General features: G+C 39.1%; 16 protein-coding genes and 2 pseudogenes. 8 read left to right on the forward strand and 10 right to left on the reverse strand.

Annotation, left to right across the window (positions count from 1 at the left end):
• Nucleotides 1–13 precede the first annotated feature (13 nt).
• Together MKY82_RS30170 and MKY82_RS30175 are read right to left on the reverse strand one after the other, a co-directional pair.
• Nucleotides 14–1,492, reverse strand: coding sequence for a class I adenylate-forming enzyme family protein (locus MKY82_RS30170; protein WP_339220087.1), 1,479 nt, complete (start codon nucleotides 1,490–1,492; stop codon nucleotides 14–16).
• A 46-nt stretch (nucleotides 1,493–1,538) separates the two neighbouring features.
• On the reverse strand, nucleotides 1,539–2,036 hold the full coding sequence (locus tag MKY82_RS30175) for a hypothetical protein (protein WP_063477444.1): 498 nt from the start codon (nucleotides 2,034–2,036) through the stop codon (nucleotides 1,539–1,541).
• Between the two features lie 435 nt (nucleotides 2,037–2,471).
• Between MKY82_RS30175 and MKY82_RS30180 the strand changes: the two genes are divergently transcribed.
• Nucleotides 2,472–3,110, forward strand: a complete 639-nt coding sequence (locus tag MKY82_RS30180; protein WP_063477446.1) for a hypothetical protein — start codon at nucleotides 2,472–2,474, stop codon at nucleotides 3,108–3,110.
• A gap of 168 nt (nucleotides 3,111–3,278) precedes the next feature.
• On the opposite strand, the gene MKY82_RS30185 is transcribed toward MKY82_RS30180, so the two are convergent.
• Both MKY82_RS30185 and MKY82_RS30190 read right to left on the reverse strand, forming a co-directional pair.
• A complete protein-coding gene (locus tag MKY82_RS30185) occupies nucleotides 3,279–3,917 on the reverse strand; it encodes a hypothetical protein (protein ID WP_339220089.1) in 639 nt (212 codons plus the stop codon).
• Nucleotides 3,918–3,962: 45 nt separating this feature from the next.
• Nucleotides 3,963–4,451 (reverse strand): peptidoglycan-binding domain-containing protein, encoded by a 489-nt coding sequence (locus tag MKY82_RS30190; protein WP_074961862.1) that lies wholly within the window; start codon nucleotides 4,449–4,451, stop codon nucleotides 3,963–3,965.
• A gap of 269 nt (nucleotides 4,452–4,720) precedes the next feature.
• Between MKY82_RS30190 and MKY82_RS30195 the strand changes: the two genes are divergently transcribed.
• Nucleotides 4,721–4,930 (forward strand): hypothetical protein, encoded by a 210-nt coding sequence (locus tag MKY82_RS30195; protein WP_063477448.1) that lies wholly within the window; start codon nucleotides 4,721–4,723, stop codon nucleotides 4,928–4,930.
• Here the strand turns inward: MKY82_RS30195 and MKY82_RS30200 are convergent.
• Together MKY82_RS30200 and MKY82_RS30205 are read right to left on the reverse strand one after the other, a co-directional pair.
• Complete coding sequence (locus tag MKY82_RS30200; RefSeq protein WP_063477449.1) at nucleotides 4,913–5,389, reverse strand: AbrB/MazE/SpoVT family DNA-binding domain-containing protein; 477 nt, start codon at nucleotides 5,387–5,389, stop codon at nucleotides 4,913–4,915. The genes MKY82_RS30195 and MKY82_RS30200 overlap by 18 nt on opposite strands.
• A 553-nt stretch (nucleotides 5,390–5,942) precedes the next feature.
• Nucleotides 5,943–6,991: pseudogene (locus tag MKY82_RS30205) on the reverse strand (IS3 family transposase); the annotation flags it as partial.
• Between the two features lie 843 nt (nucleotides 6,992–7,834).
• Between MKY82_RS30205 and MKY82_RS30210 the strand changes: the two are divergent.
• The 4 genes from MKY82_RS30210 (at nucleotide 7,835) to MKY82_RS30225 (ending at nucleotide 12,922) form a co-directional block, all read left to right on the forward strand.
• Nucleotides 7,835–8,584: a DUF4046 domain-containing protein gene (locus tag MKY82_RS30210; RefSeq protein WP_063477451.1), complete on the forward strand. Its 750-nt coding sequence runs from the start codon at nucleotides 7,835–7,837 to the stop codon at nucleotides 8,582–8,584.
• A gap of 406 nt (nucleotides 8,585–8,990) precedes the next feature.
• Nucleotides 8,991–10,598: a spore germination protein gene (locus MKY82_RS30215; protein WP_082834227.1), complete on the forward strand. Its 1,608-nt coding sequence runs from the start codon at nucleotides 8,991–8,993 to the stop codon at nucleotides 10,596–10,598.
• A gap of 4 nt (nucleotides 10,599–10,602) precedes the next feature.
• Nucleotides 10,603–11,703, forward strand: a complete 1,101-nt coding sequence (locus tag MKY82_RS30220; RefSeq protein ID WP_063477452.1) for an endospore germination permease — start codon at nucleotides 10,603–10,605, stop codon at nucleotides 11,701–11,703.
• On the forward strand, nucleotides 11,693–12,922 hold the full coding sequence (locus tag MKY82_RS30225) for a Ger(x)C family spore germination protein (RefSeq protein WP_231887923.1): 1,230 nt from the start codon (nucleotides 11,693–11,695) through the stop codon (nucleotides 12,920–12,922). Before MKY82_RS30220 ends, MKY82_RS30225 begins: the two co-directional genes overlap by 11 nt.
• A 1,361-nt stretch (nucleotides 12,923–14,283) precedes the next feature.
• Here the strand turns inward: MKY82_RS30225 and MKY82_RS30230 are convergent.
• The 4 genes from MKY82_RS30230 to MKY82_RS30245 form a co-directional block, all read right to left on the reverse strand.
• Complete coding sequence (locus MKY82_RS30230) at nucleotides 14,284–15,429, reverse strand: Ger(x)C family spore germination protein (RefSeq protein WP_339220095.1); 1,146 nt, start codon at nucleotides 15,427–15,429, stop codon at nucleotides 14,284–14,286.
• 14 nt (nucleotides 15,430–15,443) lie between these two features.
• A complete protein-coding gene (locus tag MKY82_RS30235; RefSeq protein WP_339294955.1) occupies nucleotides 15,444–16,421 on the reverse strand; it encodes a spore germination protein in 978 nt (325 codons plus the stop codon).
• Between the two features lie 136 nt (nucleotides 16,422–16,557).
• On the reverse strand, nucleotides 16,558–17,106 hold the full coding sequence (locus MKY82_RS30240; protein ID WP_071220731.1) for a GyrI-like domain-containing protein: 549 nt from the start codon (nucleotides 17,104–17,106) through the stop codon (nucleotides 16,558–16,560).
• A 2-nt stretch (nucleotides 17,107–17,108) separates the two neighbouring features.
• Nucleotides 17,109–17,972: a helix-turn-helix domain-containing protein gene (locus tag MKY82_RS30245; protein ID WP_071220730.1), complete on the reverse strand. Its 864-nt coding sequence runs from the start codon at nucleotides 17,970–17,972 to the stop codon at nucleotides 17,109–17,111.
• Between the two features lie 439 nt (nucleotides 17,973–18,411).
• On the opposite strand from MKY82_RS30245, the gene MKY82_RS30250 reads away from it, so the two are divergent.
• Together MKY82_RS30250 and MKY82_RS30255 are read left to right on the forward strand one after the other, a co-directional pair.
• Nucleotides 18,412–19,386, forward strand: coding sequence for a phosphotransferase (locus MKY82_RS30250; protein WP_339294956.1), 975 nt, complete (start codon nucleotides 18,412–18,414; stop codon nucleotides 19,384–19,386).
• 63 nt (nucleotides 19,387–19,449) lie between these two features.
• Nucleotides 19,450–21,564: pseudogene (locus tag MKY82_RS30255) on the forward strand (Tn3 family transposase); the annotation flags it as partial.
• Nucleotides 21,565–21,705: the final 141 nt, after the last annotated feature.

The following is a 21,705-nucleotide window of genomic DNA, read 5'->3' on the forward strand; positions in this document are numbered from 1 at the left end:
TTCTAATCTCCTTTTACTCAATATACGATAATTTTTGGCGTATAATTTTCCCATTCTCATTCCTAGGTATTTTATTCACATTATAAAAATAATGAGGAATCTTATAAGGGCTTAAATTTTGTTGGCATATCTTCTTTAGTTCAGTAATAGAGTTGTCATCAGCATTATTTGTTACTAATAAAGCTATTATTAATTCACCAAGAATAGGATCCTTTTTACCATAAACCGCAGCATCTAATATATCCTTTTGCTTAACTAAAAATTCTTCGATCTCCTCAGGGTATATTGTATTTCCTCCAACCAGAATGACATTCTTTTTTCTTCCAATAATACATAGTTCCCCTTTTTCGTTCAGGTATCCTAAATCCCCTGTTCTTAGCCAATTATTATTTAGTACTTCTCTCGAAGCTACTGGATTATTATAATAACCAATCATATTGCCAGGACTATTAATTAGAATTTCGCCGATCTGATTTGTTTTACATAGTTCATTATTCTCAGTGATTATTCGAAGTTGGATGCCCTCAAAAGGTCTACCGACAGTTTTATCATCAGTGCTAGGATATATATCACTATCGGGGTCAGTACAAGAAACTCTAGGCCCTGCCTCTGTAAGTCCATAGGCTTTTATTATTTTTGTATTTGGTAATTTCTTTCTAGCTTCAATTAGTTCTTGCGCCGGAGTATAATCACCGGCGCTAATTATAAATTTTAAAGATGATAGTAAGTCTGGGTCTTTTGGAGGGTAACGATTCATTAAATGCAAATGTGTAGGCACACAACCCAGTGAATAAATTCCATGCTCCTTTATTAATTTGTAAATATCTCGTGGAAAAAAGGGTTTAGAATAAACTACTGAAGTACCACCTAAAATTAATTGTGCCAGTAGTTGTGTTGTGTTCACGAAACTTGATGTTAGTGGAAGGATAATTAGTGTCTTATGAATACTATTTTTAAAAACTCTGTTATTATGCCTTTTTGCGACCCATAACAAGCCAGAATGAGATAATTGGACAATCTTAGAGGATTTGCCTGACGTCCCTGAAGTCGGTATCAAAACTGCTGTTCCATCTTTTAAATACCTTATATCCCTGTCATTATTGATAAAGGTTTCTTTTTCGCTATAGTTTAGAATTTTTATATTGAATTCTTCGCGGTCTAATAAAACATCCTCTCTATCTGTTATAAGAATAGTTGAATTCGTTTCTCGAATATGATTTTTAAGTTCCTGTACTGTGCTTTTTATTGATACTGGAACAACAACGCTTCCGGAAAAAAGGATCGCTAAATATGAAATATAGTAAAAAATAGGGTTATGAAGACATACAGAAATATTGGTTGGGTTTCCAAGTTTATTTGAAAGCTTTAGAGCCTCTTCCAACAATGAATCATATGTGATACTTTCGTTGTTCCATATTACTGCGATATTATCTGGGTATTTTCGTGCTGTTTCAGTAAATACACTTTGTATAGTATTAGTGCTCATATACATAATATGATCTCCAATGAAAAATAATAAAATATGCTGGATTCAAAAACTATGACAATGGAATAAAGGATCTAACCTTTCCTGTACTTGAATCTGGAATTATTATGTCAACTTTTTCTGTTGTCACAAATATATCGCATTTCAAAAACCTCTTTAATGCCTTTTCTATTTCTGTCTTAACATTTTTATCAATAATACCTTTTCCGGTATATTTTATATGGAACAGTTCGTAGTTTTTTTGTTCAACTTGTATTTGTATAATATCAGCTATAGGATTTAATAGAAGCCAAATTTGTGAGAGAACTGATCTATTTACAGGGCCTTTAGGTGTGATTACAGATTCACCCGTTCTACCTAAAATTTCAAGGATAGGTTCGTTTGAGCCACAAGAACATTCTTCCTTTAAAAAGCGACCTACATCACCAATTCTATAACGTACAAGAGGCATAGCTAATTGCATTTTTCCAGTTACGATAATATCTCCATACTCCAATCCGTATTCGTTGAAGAAGAAGAAGTTGGTTTCTCTAGTAACAGTTTCGCTCATGGGTTCACTTTTGTTTAGTGGTATAGCAAGTGCTGCTCAAGCAGGCTTCAGTTGGTGGCCGACTTTGAGAGAAGGTTCAACTGGTGGTTATGTTTCAGGTTTACAGGCTAACTTGTGGGCGTTCGGACAACAACCATATACAGCGATTGATGGTAGTTTTGGATCCGGAACAAAAACAGGGGTTATGAACTTTCAAAGATATGCGGGTGTTACCGCTGACGGTGTAGCTGGTTCATCTACATGGAATAGGTTCGATTACTACTCATTCTATTCAACCGATAAACATTGGTACCTAGATAGCCCCCAAAGCTCGACTTATTGGACCTTCTACGATGCAAACGGAACTAGAGTATCATACGAAGTACTGTATAAGTCTAATAACGCGAGAGTTAAATTCGGATATGTCAATTAATTAACAAGGAGGTACATTATACAATGAAGATAAAAAAAATACTTGTTACATGTGCGACAGGGGCTTTACTTCTAACAGGTGCTGGATATGCGTATCAGTCCTATGCTGCCGAAGGGGATACTACGATTCCAGAAGTGGTTACAGAAGAAAATACAGTACAACAAAGTGAAGGAATTACCGCCTCAAACACTCAAGAAACAGTAGTCCCGCCTGATCCGGGAGTTCAAGACAAGAGAGTTGATCTGTCTCAGCTTCCAGAGGGTGTTGAAGTGCGTATTCCTGAATCAATCAAGGACACAGCTCCTGCAGGAATAAGTGCTGCACAAAGCAGTGATGTTCCTAATTTGAAACAACTCACTCCTATCACTGCTAATGAAGTTGCTCCTGGTGAGTTTCATTTCATAGCAAGATACCAATCGCAAAATGGTGCTGAGATTATTGTAAATCAGGTACCTGTCGAGGGAAGTACCATCGAGACTATAAAGGGCTTCTATAAAGAACCGACAGAAGTTACCGAAATCAACGGCCATACCGTTGTTTATGTAGATGGCGAACATAGAAAAGCCGCACATTTATTCTTGAATGATCATCTGTTTAATGTCTCCACCTCCACTGGAGACCTTGATGATGTAATGAATGTACTCCAACAAATTCAGGAGTAACAATAAAAACCCACCGGGATTGAACTGTACCTCCAATGTTAGATGTGTCTAACAATTGGGGTGCAGTTCATACGCGGTGGGTTTTCGCTTGTTTAACTTCCGTCAAATCCATCGATAAAGCTTCCGCAAAATGCCTAGTTGCTCCTTTCTTTGAGTGTGCCTTTTGGATTACTCTTTAATTTCTTTCGCTAGTTCAATCAGGTAATCAAGAGTCACATCTTCATAAACTGTACCCACGGTAAATACATGATCATTTGTAACAATGTGGACCGTTTTCCTTGGGCCTTCATCTGTAGTCACTGCTTGGAATCCATTGATATCAATCACGGACACTTCACTAGAGTCATATATGCTCAAATTTTTAAAATAGTCAATAGACACCCTTGGGTCACGGTCTACTTGGAAAAACGTTACTTCTGATCCGCTCTTAAGAGCATAGATTACTTGTTTTTCTACATTTGTTCCCCAATCAGTTTCATTTGCCAATACCAATTTCTCAATAGAATTGTTAGACGCAGTACTTATATTCGCTTGAGACATTGTTCGATCTGCCAAGTCTAACGGAATATGGATATTATCAGTCGAAGCATTTTCAATATCAATATTTACAGTAACCGGTTCAGGACGTTGATTATCAGTAAAATCGCTTTCATTAACAACACCTTCCAAATCAGACGGTGTAGACTCAGATATGCTGCTTTCATTTACATTTGTTACAAGCGGTTGTTCAGCGGTATAAGCATAAATTGAAGTGCTTGCTCCCAAAGCAGCCACTATTCCTAAAGAAATTAGAATAGACTTTTTCATGTATTCATCCTCCTATTGATTTTATTGAGTATATTCGAGATAACATTAGAGCCATCTCTGGAAAACCAAACCAGAACTTACCACATTTCCATTTGATCTGTACTGAAGATAATAATTCATAGTTACATCGACGTTAGTCGCATAGTATGAATATATAGTTTGGTAGGTTGTGCTACCAGGATGAAGGTAACGGTATTCTCCATACCCCCCAGTAGGCATCACATAAGTATCCATCCTTGACCATGTACTTGAGCCAGCAACCCCGTCTGATGTCAATCCTTCTCTTGATTGGAAAGCTTTCACCGCATTTGTAGTGCCAGAACCATAACTGCCATCTATCGTTCCTACTGTTGATTGATATCCAGATGACCACAAGTTAGCTTGAAGTGCTCTAACATACCCTCCAGAAGAACCGGAACGAAGTGTTGGGAACTCCTCCCTGAAAAGTGCATCAGCTGCAGTACCTAAAAATAACATACTGGATAGAGAAATAGATGAAGCAAGCAATAAGACTTTCGACAGTGCTTTTTTCATTTTACCACCTCGTATTCTTATATTAACTTCATAAACTTGTAAACCATTACATCACAAATTATTACCATAAACACCATTTAATATAAAAATAGTTATTAAATTCCTAAAAATAGGGGTGGTTACCTACAAAATACTTAAAACCTAAGTATTCCGTTGGTTATATATATAAACACCTAAACCAGACTAAAGGTTAGGAAGAGTTGAAGAAATTTATCCGATATGCTGAATTATCGATAGGATACAAGGTGTTATTAGTGGAGAAATAAGGGGTGAAATTTAGGACTCATGCTAGCAATCCCAAGATATCGCTTTATAATGCTAAAAGAATAGAAGCGATTGAAAATCTGGAAATGCTTACAAAGGTGCAGCGTGAAATACAAAACTACCCGGGGGCGCCCGCAACAGAATTTTTTCGAGAATTTACTGTTTTAAAAATAAAGAAAAAGCCTAACTCTGCTGAGTTAGGCTTTTTTATCTAACTTCCGAATTAACTGACTCACGTAACCTTGGGAAAAACCAAGCTTTCTTGCCCATTCGCCTTGCGTAGCGTTGGGATAGGTCTCCATCACCTCGGCGAGCCGCCTCAAGGCATTGTCCCCTTTTTTTCCTCCAATACTACTCCCCTGTTCCGGTTGATCATCGCTTTCCAAAGCGGCGGCGCTTTCAAGGATGGCCATTGAGTCTAAGTCAGGTTGAGACACCATATCTCGTAAACAAGATCCACAAACTTGCCGCCCCTTGAAGTAACTTATCGACTCCATCGAATCACAAAACAAACATCCCGATTGATATTTACGAAACATCAATCGATTCGCCTGATCATCGATAAAAATCTCAACCGGCTCTCCCACATCCATCCCCAAAACCCGTCGTAATTCGATGGGGATCACAATCCGGCCAAGCTCATCCACCTGCCGGACAATTCCTGTACTTTTCATATAGCTTCCTCCTTCAAGCAAAAACTTTGCAACCCATTATGTTATCATCCAAGCTTTTTAGGACTTCAATTCATTTTGCTTACTGGACGTTGTGAAATATGTCGTTTCTAGTTAACACCAAATTTTATTAGAATTATAGATGAATTTACCTAATAAATCTATATTTCTATATAATTTGGTATTTTAATTATGGTTGGCTACGTTGCGTACCGGCTATCTAAATGACCGCTTTACCCCACATAGTCCGACTTTTTTATATTCAGAAATCCGGTACACCCACCAAGATGAATCGGCCGTCTTCCGGAAACGATAGCTAACACACAGAGCGGTTGCTAAAACCATAACCCTTGAATTACCTCTAGGGAAAGTTCAAGATATTTCGATATAATTTCTTGAGAGACAAACTTTTAGGCTTAGTGACAGGGTAGCTGCTCTAGACCGCAAAGTATTGTTTTCATTCTCTAGTCAATAGATTACACTCGAATTATTATAATATATAAGTTGGTTTGTTTATTATTATTTTGTCCACTATAATATGTAAAAAATTAATAATTGGATTTGTGTAGTGGAATCCTTGATCAGAATGAATCAGTGCATCTGATGTAAGTGTTATTGACCGGTTATTTTTTAGCTTTTTAACCGTTTCTAGTGCAATATCAAGCGTAATCTTATCCGACACCTGATAAGCCAAAATTTCATTGGTAGATGCATCTTGAATCGTAGAGAGATATGCTTTCTTCCCTTGTCCATAAAATAAATAGGTAATATCAGTAAGTAGTACTTTCCCAGGAGTTTCTTGTTTGAATTTACGGTTTAATTCATTTTTTAATACACGATGTTCCTGCGTAGCCTTAGCCATTTGACGATAAGGATTTGCTTTTCGGATGGGGCAAACAATGTTATATTTTTTCATTATTCTACGGATCCGTTTTAAGTTAAAGTTCACACCAAATTGAAGGGCTAACGTCATCTTAATCTGACGTGCTCCTTTTTTGCGATTGCGGTAACGAAAGGCTTTGAGGACCCATTCCTTAGCCTTTTCATCCTGTAGATCCCTCTGATTGCGACATAGCTGTGCCTGCATTGAAAAATGATTATAGTAGCCTGATCTGGATACACCAGCGATCTGACATAGGTACTTGACCATACGAATAAGGTGAAACTTTTGGATAACGGAATGAATTAATGTGAATTTTGTTGTATTAGCTATTTGAATTTCTTGTTCATCAGTCTCCTTTCTTCCATTTCGAGCTTTTATAACAGTTCGTTTTCTGCTTGTAATAGTTTGTTTTGAGCTAACAAACGTTCATACTTCTCCTCCATCGATAGCTCACGACCCAAAGGTCTACCTGAGTTTCCCTTACGTGTATCTGTAAGTCCATCTAACCCACTGGTCGTGTATGCACTCTTCCAACGTTTTGCAGCCTTATTTACACGAACCATTCCGAGGATTTCAATGTCAAAGCCGCAGGACTCAAAGATTTCTCTGGGTAGTCGACCTGACTCATATTCTGCAATAAATAAGCGTTTGAATTCATCTGTGTACGTAATACTCTTTTGACTTACGCTTTTCACATACGGATTGGATTTTATCTTGTTCACATCACGTTGACTAAATTAACTTAATACTCATGGTTTTCTCCCCGAATTTTATTTCCTTAAGTATATAGAAAAGTACCCCGTAGAGTAGACCTTTGGTGTCTACTCTACGGGGTACATTTTATATTACTGGCTGACCTTTTTTATAGGTTCTTATTATAATGACAGTCAGGATAGAATGTAGCGCATCGTTTTGAATTTCCGGCTGTCGAACAGGGTTTCGTTGTCCAAGCATACTTTATGACACATTTATTAGGATAGTTCCTGCCTAGCTGACATTATCTAAACGAGCGTGTCAAAACCTCTCGAAATATAAAGCTCTGCTATGTCACATTCTTGTGGAAACATCCCAAAAAGCAAGCTAAATCTGAACCCTACAGAATTTAAAAGCAAATGATTCTTTTTATTGAATTATTAAATGGACAAAGAGAAACAAATGATTTCATTTTGGTAAAAATAACGACCCCAAAAACAATTTAAGTGTGAATAAATGAGTCATATGGTGGAAAAGTATTTAACAAAGGAGGCTGTTCACACTGCTGAATATATTTAAAATTCATGAAACATTTGGTTGGATTTTTTACTTTCGGAGTTATTTTTTCTAAAGACTGGGTATATTCCCCTGCTTGTCCTGATAATTATCAATTTAGTACAGATATATGTTACAAATCGCCTTGCTAACGTCGAGGTAAAACCAAAATAACCTGCATCATTAATATGGCACCAGAACTCCGCTTAGACTGCAAAGCTAAGGAAATCCCATTATATAAAGCCCAATTTCTCGGTGTTGTAAGTGGGAAATTAGGCTTTAGTTAGTTCAAAAAAGCACCCTAGGAGGAATGGATTATGGAGTCGTCAGAAATAATCACGATATATCGGGAAGTATTAGAAGGAAAGCGAGCACGTTTTCCTAACTATTTTTTTGATGGGAAGCAAGGAAAGACACATCTTATCTGTCTAACTCAATACTTATTAGAAAAGCATCTGAACATACCGACTAAGGATATTCCTAATAAAGTGAATGCTAGACTCCTGTGGAGCCACCGCCTGCGGCCTCCAGCCAGCATGCATGGATGGAGTTTTATGGAACTAATTCAACATGCCTATCCCGGGCAATTTCACTCATGGCAATTTAAACAGGTATCGAATGGTTATTGGAGGGGACACATAGGATTAGAACGTGCTGTGGAAACGATCAAATATGTTATTGAAAATAAGTGCAATATTCCACACAACAAAATCCCACAGCACATAGACTGTCACTTCTTTAAACAACATAGGTTGACTGGTATTCTTTCTTTGTTTGGTGATTCTCCATATCAGGCCATTAATGCCGTATACCCAAACCAATTTCAACCTTGGGAATTTAATAATGTCCCTATGAATTATTGGAGAAGTGATCATAACATTAAAAAGGCCATGAACAGTCTCATTTTTGATAAGCTTAGCTGTTCCTCATACGATGAAGCTCATTTAAAACTAAAGAAGACCCACTTTGAAAAGTATGGATATTCCGGATTATTTCAAACAGCATTTAACATGCGATTATATAATGTAAGAAAGTGGTTAGATGAAGCCGGCGATTCAGGTAAATAATGATTCAGTTCGAAGGTGCTTGGAAGTTCTTATTGCCATTCGGAGCCAAAAATCCCTACCGAAAATAGAGGTTCACGAGAGTCTCTATCCAGAAGTCTTTCATCTATTGTATTGAGTTACTTCTAGTTCATACATTGGGTTTTCGTTTCCCGCTCGTTACTCTATATCATGAATGAGAACATAGGGATGACGAAAATCTTTGGTAAGGTTAAAAAGAGATTATAGAATTGCGGTGAAAGGTCTAATATGAATATCTAACAGACAACCGTCAAAGGCTGTCTGATTTTTTACTTTTTAGGTATCCATTAATAGTGTGTTTTCAACACCGTGTAGATGAATAAATCTCCACATCTTTACACATGGTAAGAACTATAAAAATAAATCAGTGTTTGGAGTGTTTCACGCTATGTTTAAAAGAGGACGTCATTTTTCTATGCCTCGAAAAAAAGAGGCACCATTCATTCAAGGGAAATTATCAAATCATCATTCCGAACGGTTAAGTCCAGCGTTAGATGAGAACCTGAGACAGATCCATGCCCGAATTGGGGAAAATGGTGATGTTATCAATCGAGAGTTTCTTATCTTCGGGAAATACCGCGGGGCTATTGTATACTTGTCATCCCTGGTTGACGAACCCTCCATTTATAGAGATATACTGAAGCCTTTAATGCTGACTCCCTCACATGATAAAGACTTGGATGTTCCTTGTCAGGAATTGATCGATATGATCTGGTGTGAATATTTACATGTAAGCAAGGGAAAAAACATATCAGAAGTGAGCTTAATTCTTGAATCCCTCTTTCAAGGAAACACCCTATTCGTGGTTGAAGGCTCCTCGGAAGCCATCCTGTTAGATACGCGCACTATTCAGAAAAGAGGAATCCAGGAACCTCAAACGGAGCAGGTCATTCGTGGCTCTCGAGAGGGATACATTGAAGTTTTAGAAACAAACTTAAACCTCCTTCGTGCAAGATTGCAGACGCCTGACCTGCGAATTACCATCAAACCTATCGGCCAAAAAACCAAGTCAAAGGTCGCTGTTTGTTACTTAAACGGTATTACAAATCCAGAACTGATCGATGAAGCCAATAAAAGGCTATCTAAGATTAATACGGATGGGATATTGGATGCGGGCTACATTGAACAATTCATCGAGGATTATCCCTACTCCCCATTCCCACAAGTTCAAAATACGGAGCGACCGGATAAAACAGCCGCTTCTCTTTTGGAAGGACGTGTAGCTATTCTGGTCGATGGGTCCCCCTTTGCCTTGATCATTCCTGCGGTATTTAATCAGTTCTATCAAACCCTAGATGACTATACAGAACGTTTTATTATAGGCAGCTTGATACGTACGATTCGATTAGTTGCCTTACTATTTTCACTGTTTATTCCAGCGCTGTACGTATCGATCATTTCCTTTAACCCGGAATTGATTCCCACTGAATTTGCCGTCGCTGTGGCAAGCGGACGTGCAGGTGTACCTTATCCAGCCGTCGTTGAGATCTTGATTATGGAAGTGTCGATGGAGGTCCTACGTGAAGCCACATTAAGGCTCCCTCAACTCATTGGAGGCGCCCTCTCGATTGTGGGTGTTCTTGTTATTGGAGATGCGGCTGTTTCAGCGGGATTTGTTAGTCCCATTACTGTCGTCGTTGTTGCTTTAACCACCATTGGATCATTCGCAACTCCAGCCTATAATGCTGCGATCGCAGTACGTATGCTGCGATTTCCAATGATTATCTTAGCAGGCATGTTTGGCATTTACGGTATGGTGATTGGCATGCTATTCATTGTCAATCATGTATTGAACATTGATTCGTTTGGAGTTCCTTACTTATCCCCTTTTGTTCCAGGAAATAAGCAAGGGCTAAAAGATTCTCTTATGAGGGCGCCATTATGGTGGATGTCTCACCGTCCAAGCCACCTGCATACACTCGATAATACGAGGCTCTCAGACAATGATCAGCCCAGCACAGATTCCGTATTACAACCAACAAGAGAAGAGAGATAAATTCATGTACAGACAAAGATCCATAACCTGGTTTCAAGCATCGGCCGTAGTCATCAGCTCTATTATTGGTGGTGGTGTACTCGATATCCCTCGTATCGCAGCTGCCACTGCGGATAGTGGCGCTCCTCTCATCACATTGGCTGGAATTGCGATTGCTTTATTGGGTATTTGGTTGATAACCGTTTTAGGCATGCGTTTTCCGAAGGAAAATTTGTTTCAGTATAGTCAGCATATCCTCGGAAAGCCAGTTGCATATTCGGTTAACCTATGTATGGTTCTTTTCTTTGTAATCCTTACAGCCTTGACCGTAAGGCAGTTTGGCGAGGTTGTGGTTTCCGCGGTATTGCGGAAAACACCTATTGAAGTCACCATCATCATATTATTGCTGCTTGCCACTGTAACGACGCGACGAAACATAATCAGATTTTCTTACATCCACATGTTTTATTTACCATTTATCCTCGGACCTGTCCTTGGTATTGCATTGATCTCACTTCAAAATGCTGAGGTACTCAATCTGCAACCCATCATCGGTAACCATCCCAAGGACGTTATTGGGGGGGGATTGTCCATCACAGCATTGTTTCAAAGCTCCTTGATTATCACGTTGATCATTCCCTTTATGAAAAAACCAGAGAAATCATTGAGATCCAGTATGCTTGGAGGGACTATTGCTGGATTATTGTATTTCATCATCGTTATCTCAACTGTTGCTGCTTTCGGCCCTCAAGAGACTATTCAACTGATTTGGCCAACACTGGAAATAGCAAGATTAACTTCCCTTCCCGGTAAAATTTTTGAACGCTTAGACGCTATATTTATTGCCGTGTTGGTTATTACTGTGTTCACGACCATTTATGCTACATATTATTTGGCAAGTTATGCTGCGCGCGAGACGTTTGGTTTAAAGGATCATGGTTTTCTTTCAAGCTTTCTTCTCCCCTTTCTATACCTTGTTGCCATGATCCCACAAGATATATTTCAGTTATACCGAATGGGTGAAATCGTAGGTAAAGTTGGCCTTTCATTAACACTGGGCTATCCATTACTACTATGGATTATCGCTGTAATACGAAAAATAAGGGGGAATCCCGTTGAAGAATAAATTCATGAAAGTCGTTGTTTATCTGCAGCTCCTAGCTATTTCTGTGCTATTGAGTGGATGTTGGGATAGTACCCAAATCGACGATCGTGCCCTTATCTTAGGATTAGCGATCGATGAGGCTGGCCCGGAAGCCTCCAAAAAGGAAGATCTCGCGAATCACAAAGAAAGAGATGTTAAACAACTTAATAAAAACATGATCCGTTTAACTGCTCAAATCGCGGTGCCTGGACGCGTTCCACTCGGTCCTGGCAATGGAGGTAGCTCAGATAGTAAAAAAAGCAGTCCGGTTTGGGTTGTCCAGGTTGTGGGTCACACGATCGAAGATGCGATGAATAATTTGCAACAGGAAATAGCAGATCCTCGCTTTTTAGAACACCTCAGGATCATCGTGATCAGTGAGAATATCGCGGAGAGAGGTTTGGATGATCTGAATGATGTTTTTCGCAGGAATGCGCAAGTCCGCCGTTCAACCTGGTTACTCGTTACCGATACAAAAGCTTCTGATTTGATGGAAGTTGCTCCTCCTCTCGAACGCGTACCCACTTTATATGTACTTTCTATGCTGGAAAAATCCGTTGAGATGGGGAAATTTCCAGAGATGTATTTGTCACACTTTTGGAATAATGGTTCTAAACTTGGACAAAACCCGTTTTTGCCCTATATTTCGATACGAGAAGGTGAAAATATCCTGATTAATGGATTTGCTTTTTTCAGAAATAATAAAATGGTTGGAACAACGTCGAGCCCTATTGAAATTGGCGTATATATGGCAGCAAAAGGGATAAATCCTGGAGGTTATACAGTCCTGTTCCCTGTCCAAGATACGGGTTATGTCATGGTTAGAGCCAAAAAACGAAAGAGTTACACTAAAGTTCGAATACAGAATGGAAAGCCACATGCTGATATTGATGTTTATATTCATGGTGAACTCGTTGAAAAACTCTCTGCGAATACAAATATTGACACGACTCTAGACTTGAAAAAAATTGAGGAAGAACAAGAACGGAGAACAACTATGGCTATTAACGACCTGATAAAGGAGACGCAAAAGGTTAAGTCTGATATTTTTGGTTTGGGTGAATATGTAAGAGCCCATGAACGATCCTACTGGAATGAGAATGTTCGAGCTAAGAATGATTGGGAGAACTTGTATGCCGGCATGTCCATACATGTGAACGTTAAAGTGAACATTCGTAGAGTAGGTATGAAAGTTAAATAAGGGAGGATCTTTTGAAGATGATACTTAATCTAGGGTGGTCCTTGGTGGCTCTTTTCGTCCTGTCTGGATTATTTTTATTAGCTGTAGAAGGTCCGACATTTCGGAGAAAACACATGAAAAAAGAACGAATGGTTGCGCTTAGGTTAGGATGGATCCAATTAATCCTATCTGTCTTTCTGACTTCTATCGTGGTCACCTTGCAATTCCTTGGAATAGGTCGGTAGTAGAAAATTGAAAGCAGTTTATTTTCGTGCTATCTAGAGGTATTCATAGCAAGAGTGAACCAGGTTTGAATTAAAAACTCACTGAAGTTGATGTACCGCTTTATCAAGGTAGCGGCAACCCCTGCGATCTCATGCTTTATCCGTTGCAGTCACGGATAGAAAGGTGTTGTAGTGATGCAAGCAAGCATGGAGTAAGATATCTATATGCATAAATGATTAGTCCTGCTCACAAAAAAATCTTCGCTTACACTTCACTGTCTTCATCTATCCCTAAGTCATGCTGATAGATCAAATTTTGCCCATATATACTGCGAGTCCCTTAGTGAAGATCAAGTAGTAAACATATGTACACAACCGACCCCTTACCAAAAAAATTCATATCCTCTAGGGTAGGAATACATTTCGGATGTTTTTGCCCATCCCCTCGAAAAGGTGGAATAAGGGAACTTTTGATAAAGATATATTTATCAATATAAAGAATGGGCGCATCTTATTCAAGAAAAGCGCCCGATTGCGGAAGTGTTACTATTTCGTTATCAATAATAAGCTCCGAATCGGCTTGAATGCAAATGTCTATTTTTTGCCGAATGGAAGCCTTCTCATTGAACTCTTCTGTTCGTTACTTCAATGAAAATCAACAACACAGTTTAACAAAGCCATTATTTTAAGTTCTATTTAAATCCTTCTTCGTCTGGAAGAATTCAGCCATTGTCGGCGACCGCGATAGTGCATTTTTCTATGCTAATTCAAGAATTGATTCGGTTGCGGGCCTCAGGGTGAAAACAAAAACTTAGGATCGTAATGGCTCTCATTCTCCGTCATTCAGTATTCAATCCTTATGTGTGTACATTTTCAACGATTTCAATGCCGCAAAAAACAGAATAGCAAGGCTTCTCATTGTGTATACAACTGTACACTTTGTCCTCTATTTGTATAGCTGAAGCAGCTGTAGTAACTTGATCTTGATCCCTTTTGTAAGTAACTATATCATAAAGAAAGAATTAATTTGATGAGAACCACAACAACAAGGAGCGCTGCTACATGAAAGCAATACAATTCACCACGTACAATGCATATGGAGAATTTTGTTTTTATGTTAAAAAAGAACTACTGCAGGAATAATTTCACTTGCCAGAATCACGAGGTGGATTCACCATGTTCATGTAATTTATATCTTCCAGGGTAAACAATATTCACCTCAACCTTTACATGGCGCAGGGAATCTTGGTTTAAAACGAGTTGCTGTTTTCCTGTGGCAATGCTCTTCCATTGATGTGGATGTTTGCGATACAAAGATTCGCCCAAATTGTAAATATCTATACCCTCTTTAAAAGCAGTTTGATACGTTTTGCGGATTTGCTCCTCTATTTTTTCCTGAGCCATTTGTGTGAGTTCCTTTTCGGTAAGGTCCGTATGCAATTCATTGATCCCTGCCTTCACTTTTACTGAAATATCGAAATACGCCTTGTTCAATTTCACAATAGGAGTCACTTCATATTTGGGTTTTTCTGCGACAAGAACAGCCGCAAGCTTCTCTTCGGCAAACAAATCAAGAGGTACTCGGATCGTGTGAGTACTTAGCCAGGGCATTCCCGGCAAATCCTTAAGATCCATTCGTCCATAATAATTGTGTAGATCATATACATGTATGCCAGAATATCTAAGCAGCTCTTTTGGTTTATTACTTTCCTGCCATTGACCTTTGCGAAGCGATAATTCCGGTATATAACTGGTTCTGGCCTTTTCGTTTGAGTCCAGTACAAATTGTTGCAGGCGGACCGGAGCAAGGATAGAACGCTGTCTGAAATTTTGCTCGGGATTGTGAAGAATGGATGCATTTGGCGATAATCTAAAAAATGGGGTTGCCAGCAAGATTTCTTCAGGAGGCTCTCTTGTGCTAAACAGCCAGACCAAGTACCTTATTTCACGATAACGGTTGATCAATTCCAGCACTTCTCCGACTTTGTTTTCCTTCATCAATCTCTCGCTGAACAAAATGGCAGAGATTTGTCCCCAGTTTAAGCGTTGTTGTGATGTACTGTACAAATCATTTGCCGCCTCCGTAAACGAGGAACCTTCGCCTTTGCCCACCCAAACCGGGGGCTGCTCCGCTTTTTGCTGTCCCTCCAGCTTGGCCACTGTCGAGAAATCGAGCATTTGCACATACAAGGTGTATTGGCCATCGACATAGTCTATTCCAACAGCCGTAGCATAGTTCATGTTTTGCACTTCATATTCGCTCCAGCAACCGGTAAGGGTGAGAAGAAGGAAAAGTGCAACCATACTTTTATATCTCCTCATTTATGCCTGTCCCCTTGCCTTGTAGAATCTCGTGTCTTCAACATGTCCGGTCGAGTGTTTCGCCATGGCCAAGGTAATCGAAACAAAGCGTTGGCCAAGTCTTTAAATGGAGGTGATATTGGGGCCAAGTAAGGCAAGCCGCATGAACGCAATGAGGCTAAATGGCTGAGCACAATAAATAATCCAAGAAAGAAGCCATAAATGCCAAGCGTGGCAGACAGAATGAAAAGAAAAAAGCGTAAGATACTAATCGTTCCAGCCAATGATAGGCTCGATAAAGTTGAACCAAAGATTTGTGTAATTGCTCCGATGACAACGATACCTGGGGATAAGAATCCAGCACGAATGGCCGCATCCCCCAGGATAAGTCCTCCTACAACCGTTGCCGTGGAGCCGACCGCAGAAGGCAATCGGATACCAGCTTCCCGCAGGATTTCTAAGAAGAGAAGTACAATAAACATTTCAACTGCCACATCAAAAGGGATTCCCAACCGGTTAATCCCCAAAGTGGCAAGTAGATAATAGGGCAGCTGATCTTGATGATAGGTAAGAATGGCAACAAAAAATGCAGGAAGCAGTAGCGATATGGACAAGCCAAGTAAACGAAGCGTTTGACCAAATGTAGCTGCCAAAGCAGTAAAGTGGATATCTTCGGGTGCTTTCACAAGCAAAAATAAATTGGCAGGCGCAATCAACGCAGCTGGTGTACCATCCACAATCAACGCTACACGGCCATTTAGCATACAGTTAGCGGTAAAGTCTGGTCTGCCTGTATACCCCATCAAAGGAAATAATGCTTTTGTCGGTTCCATTAATTCTTCTAGCTGAGTGGCGCTAAACGCTCCGTCAATGTGAAGATCATCTAATTTATTCTTTACATCTTGAACAATCTTAGGATCAACAATGTCACGCATGTATAGAATCGCAACGGTTGTTTTCGTGCGAACGCCTACTTTTTTCGTTTCATAAACCATACTGGGGTAATACCAGCGTAGCTGATACCACCCGCAAACGCATGGATAAAAATGTAAGAACTCTCCAGACGCGGAGAGTTCTTTTTATGAGTGATAAATGTACCAATTACAGCCTGTTTGTTAAACTAACGTTTAGCTAGACTTGCTTAATCGGTATATAATAATCAAGTATCAGTACTTTCTGTCCGCGTTTCTGGGGCATTCCAAATCTTTGATCCGTATAAACTTCACATTTAAAGTAATTTTGCCAATCCACTTCATATCCATTTTGATGAATGGCTTCCATTGTCAGTCGATGTGCATTCGGATAGATATCATGCTCTTCGCCCTCAATCCAAGTTTTTGCAATGGTACAAGCTGGTATGTCATATGCTGCATACCCATCGGGCACAGGTGTATTAACTTTCATTAAAAAGCCTGCAACGTATGTAAATGTTTCATCCTCTTTGTTGAAATCTCTTACGTACCCTTCATAACCATTCGGCGTTTCGGCAGGACAATATTCAGTCATGTTTGCAAGGGTATCAAATGTGCCGTCGGAAAAGCATTGTTTCCACAACGATGGAATCGTTGGATATTTTGATGGAAAAATAGGATTAAAGTTTTCAATCTTGGTTCTAATTTCTTTTCCAACCATCTTGTATGGACCAAAATCAACAAATTCAATTTTTTTCAAATTAGCCATAGTCATCTTCCTTTCGCAGTAATAGGAACCCATAATTCATTTTGGGGATAGTGTCCTGGAGGATAAAAGCATTCAACTGCTGGCAAGTCTGCCAGTACATAATCTGATGTAGGAACCCAATCCGTATACAAACACTTCCATGCGTTTACGAGGTCGGCAGGATTTTGGGCTTCGAATACAACCCATTGGCTTTCAGGGAATGTTAGCTTTTCCATATCCGCAGGAGTTTCTTTTTCATATGGTACAGCCAAGTAATAGAAGAGAGTTTCATTTTTACCCCAGTCACCTCCTGATAAAATGCCCAATATGCCATTAGGTACTTTTTCAGGGTTTTCACCCATTAAACCAAGTAATTTGTCTCCAATACCATTCATTCCTGCTTCTTGCCAGATTTTAGGTATGGAATTGAACGCATGATCAGTATTCACGCAATTTTTGAAGCCTGCAGCTGAAAACCCAGGATTTTTTTCAATTCTGTAGTTCATTTCTGTCCTCCCCGCAATCGAAATGTGGAAAGAAATACGTGGATAAGCCTTCATCTTTACCCCTGATTTACGAGTTGATGTTGGTGAAGTCCCGTGCAGTTCACGAAATGCTCGCGTAAATGAAGCATGAGATTTATAACCATATGTTTGTGCGATTTCGATCACACTTTTGTTGCTTTGCTGTAGCTCAAAAGCAGCAAGTGTCAGCCGTCTTCTTCTGATATAATCAGAAAGCGTCACCTCTGATATGAACGCAAACATTCGTTGGAAATGATAATTCGGGCAACAAGCTGCTTTTGCAGCTTGCTTATAATCAATTTCCCCAATCAGGTTGTCCTCAATATAGTCAATTGCTGCATTCATTCGATCAAGCCAATCCACTAATGGTCCTCCTTCCATATATAAGTCTAGCAGAAAAATAAACTGCCGCTTTGCAGTTGTTGTACAAAATATGCAAAAGAAAAAAACTGCTATTTATTTTTTTGTTGAGCAGGTGTAGTCCCCATTAATAAATAAAAGTTCCTAATTTGGTCAGTATCGGAACAATGTAGTTGAAATCAGTATATCTGAGCTATATATTTTAAACAATATGAATCTCAAAAAGCTCTATGTTCCACTTACAAAAGAAAATACGGAACTTTAATGTTTGTGAATTATTTGAACCTTTCGCTACAGCATGTTTTTTGTGCTCCTTCAGTTATTGGAAGTGCTTTACAGTCGATCGATAAGATACTACAATTTATAGGAACGTTAGTTCTGCATCTTATTAAGGCGCTTAACCAATTTGGTTCGTATACTCCACTATTGAGAGGTGATCATTATGGAAGCAGCTAGAGCAATAAATCTTATTGAGGAAGAGATCATTAATGACCTCAGAGGCAAGTTTGGATGGCATATTCAATCTGTAGAAGCAAACAACTTGGGATACGGAAATATGAAGTGGATCATGAAGACCGACAGCGAATCCTATTTTGTGAAGAAATATTGTAAAGTTAGGTACCGAAGAGGACTTGAAGACGTTCACGAAGCATTGCGGTATCAAGATTTGATGTATCGCGATGGCATACCTTGTCAGCCTGTATATTCGTACAATAATCGGTATATTCATCGTTTACAATCCGAAGAAGACTATATGATTACTGGTGTTAGTAAGGGGGAGCTTATCCAGGCAGGGACTGCTGATCTCCAACAAATGTACAGTCTTGGGGAAGCTACTGGAAGAATGCACAAATGGATGAGTATCCATATGCCTCGACGCATAGCTCTGCATTGGGAGTTGCCGAGCAAACATAAAATGATTGCCAGACTAGAGCTGAATTTGCATGAGACAGAGGAAGCAAATCACGAAAAATACGTACTAGCCATTCAAAAGCAGATGGAAATACTTAGCGGACTAGACATGGATATATTCAATGAATGCGCTAAGGGATGGGCCCATTGGGATATGCATGTTGACAATCTTTTGTTTTACAAGGATGGAGTTGCTGATATTGTCGACTTTGATCGAGTACAGTTTGTTTATCCTGATTTTGATATCTCACGAGCGTTGCTATCGTGTGCTCTTAAAGATGCCCAAATGCGATTGGATGCTGTAGAGGCTTATGTAGAAGGCTACAGGGTACATATGAGCTTATCTAATGAGCAACTCGTTCGATCCATTAAACTTACTTGGTATAAGGAGTTCAAGTGGGTACATGCGATGTATAGCAGTGAAAAGACAATGGGACGCTTTATTGATGAGATGATCTGGATCGGGGACAACTGGAACGAATTGAATGATATTTTTAAGCTCTGAATTGATTTTTTACATATATATCCACCTACTTTGCGGGTGGTATCAGCTTCGCTGGTACTACCCCAATTAGCTGTTCTTCGGTATCCCAGTTGGCCATACACTCATATCAAAAACATCCCGGATTCAGTCATACATTATATATCGAAACAAATCGGTGCCACTTCATCTTCGATTAGTCTTTATCCTCAAAGAGAAAATACACTTTGGGATCATTTGAAAGAAATTCGAAGTGAATACGACTTTGTAACTTTTACACTAAAAGAATATCGAATAGCATTTAAGCATCTTCATCAATTAGCTTTGGAAAATGGCGATGCCATGCATCTACTACATGAATGTATAGATTTTCTAAGAAAAAAGAAAATCATTCTGCCTGCTATCACTACACTTGAGAGATTGGTGTGGGAGGCAAGGGCAATGGCTGAAAAGAAGCTATTTAATACGGTTAGTCAAACTCTAACAAATAACCAAAAAGAAAAGCTTGAAGAGATCATTACTTCGCAGCATCCATCCGAATCCAATAAAACGATATTGGGTTGGTTAAAGGAACCACCGGGTCATCCTTCATCCGAAACATTTCTAAAAGTAATAGAACGACTCGAATACATACGAGGTATAGAATTAGAAACGGTACAAATTAATCATTTGCATCGCAATCGCTTGTTACAGCTATCTCGCTTAGGTTCAAGATATGAGCCTTATGCGTTCCGTGACTTTCAAGAAAATAAACGATACTCGATTTTAACCGTCTATTTATTACACCTTACTCAGGATTTAACGGATAAAGCCTTTGAAATTCACGACAGACAAATACTCAGTCTGTTATCAAAAGGCCGTAAGGCTCAAGAAGAAATTCAGAAACAAAACGGGAAAAAGCTGAATGAGAAGGTTATACACTATACGAACATCGGACAAGCTTTAATCAAAGCAAAACGGGAAAAACTAGACGTTTTTGAGGTTTTAGAATCGGTTATTGAATGGAATTCTTTTGTTTCTTCAGTGGAAGAAGCTCAGGAGCTTGCACGTCCTGCCGACTATGACTATTTAGACTTACTGCAAAAACGATTTTATTCTCTTAGAAAATATACGCCAACCCTATTAAGGGTATTGGAATTTCATTCCACAAAGGCGAATGAGCCACTTTTACAAGCTGTAGAGATTATACGAGGAATGAACGAATCTGGGAAGCGAAAAGTACCTGATAACTCACCTTTGGATTTTATTTCAAAACGGTGGAAAAAGCATTTATACGAGGATGATGGTACAACAATCAATCGGCATTACTATGAAATGGCTGTTTTAACAGAACTTCGGGAGCATATTCGGGCTGGTGATGTTTCTATTGTGGGCAGTAGACAATATAGAGATTTTGAGGAATATTTGTTTTCCGAAGATACATGGAATCAAACGAAGGAGAATACAAGATTATCGGTTAGTTTATCATTCAAGGATTATATTACAGAGAGAACTAGCAGCCTTAATGGGAGGTTACAGTGGTTAGCTGCTAATTCCAACAAGTTAGATGGAGTTTCTCTTGAAAAAGGAAAGCTGTCACTTGCACGATTAGAAAAAGATGTTCCAGAAGAAGCAAAGAAATTTAGTGCAAGCCTGTATCAGATGCTACCAAGAATAAAATTAACCGATTTACTGATGGATGTTGCCCATATAACAGGATTTCATGAGCAATTTACACATGCTTCTAACAAACGAAAACCAGATAAAGAAGAAACAATCATTATTATGGCTGCTCTTTTAGGAATGGGAATGAATATTGGCTTGAGCAAAATGGCTGAAGCAACACCCGGGCTTACATATAAGCAACTAGCCAATGTGTCTCAATGGCGCATGTATGAAGACGCAATGAATAAAGCCCAAGCTGTATTAGTAAATTCTCATCACAAGCTACAATTGTCTTCTTATTGGGGAGACGGTACAACATCCTCGTCAGACGGTATGAGAATGCAGCTAGGTGTTTCATCACTACATGCAGATGCAAATCCACATTATGGAACCGGAAAAGGAGCCACCATCTACCGTTTTACTAGTGATCAATTCTCTTCTTACTACACAAAGATTATTCATACTAATTCAAGGGATGCGATTCATGTTTTGGATGGTTTGTTGCACCATGAGACGGATCTAAACATAGAAGAGCATTATACAGACACGGCCGGTTATCAATACCTTTTTATAAAAAAGTTAGAATTTAATTGTGTTCTTTCATTATAGACATGTATTTAAAGAATGATTAAAAATGACTAACGACTCAAAGTCGTTAGCCATCATCTTCCATTAAAGCACTTAAATAAATGGAATTAA

It is taken from the genome of Paenibacillus sp. FSL W7-1279 (assembly GCF_037969845.1).
Classification (GTDB): domain Bacteria; phylum Bacillota; class Bacilli; order Paenibacillales; family Paenibacillaceae; genus Paenibacillus_AQ.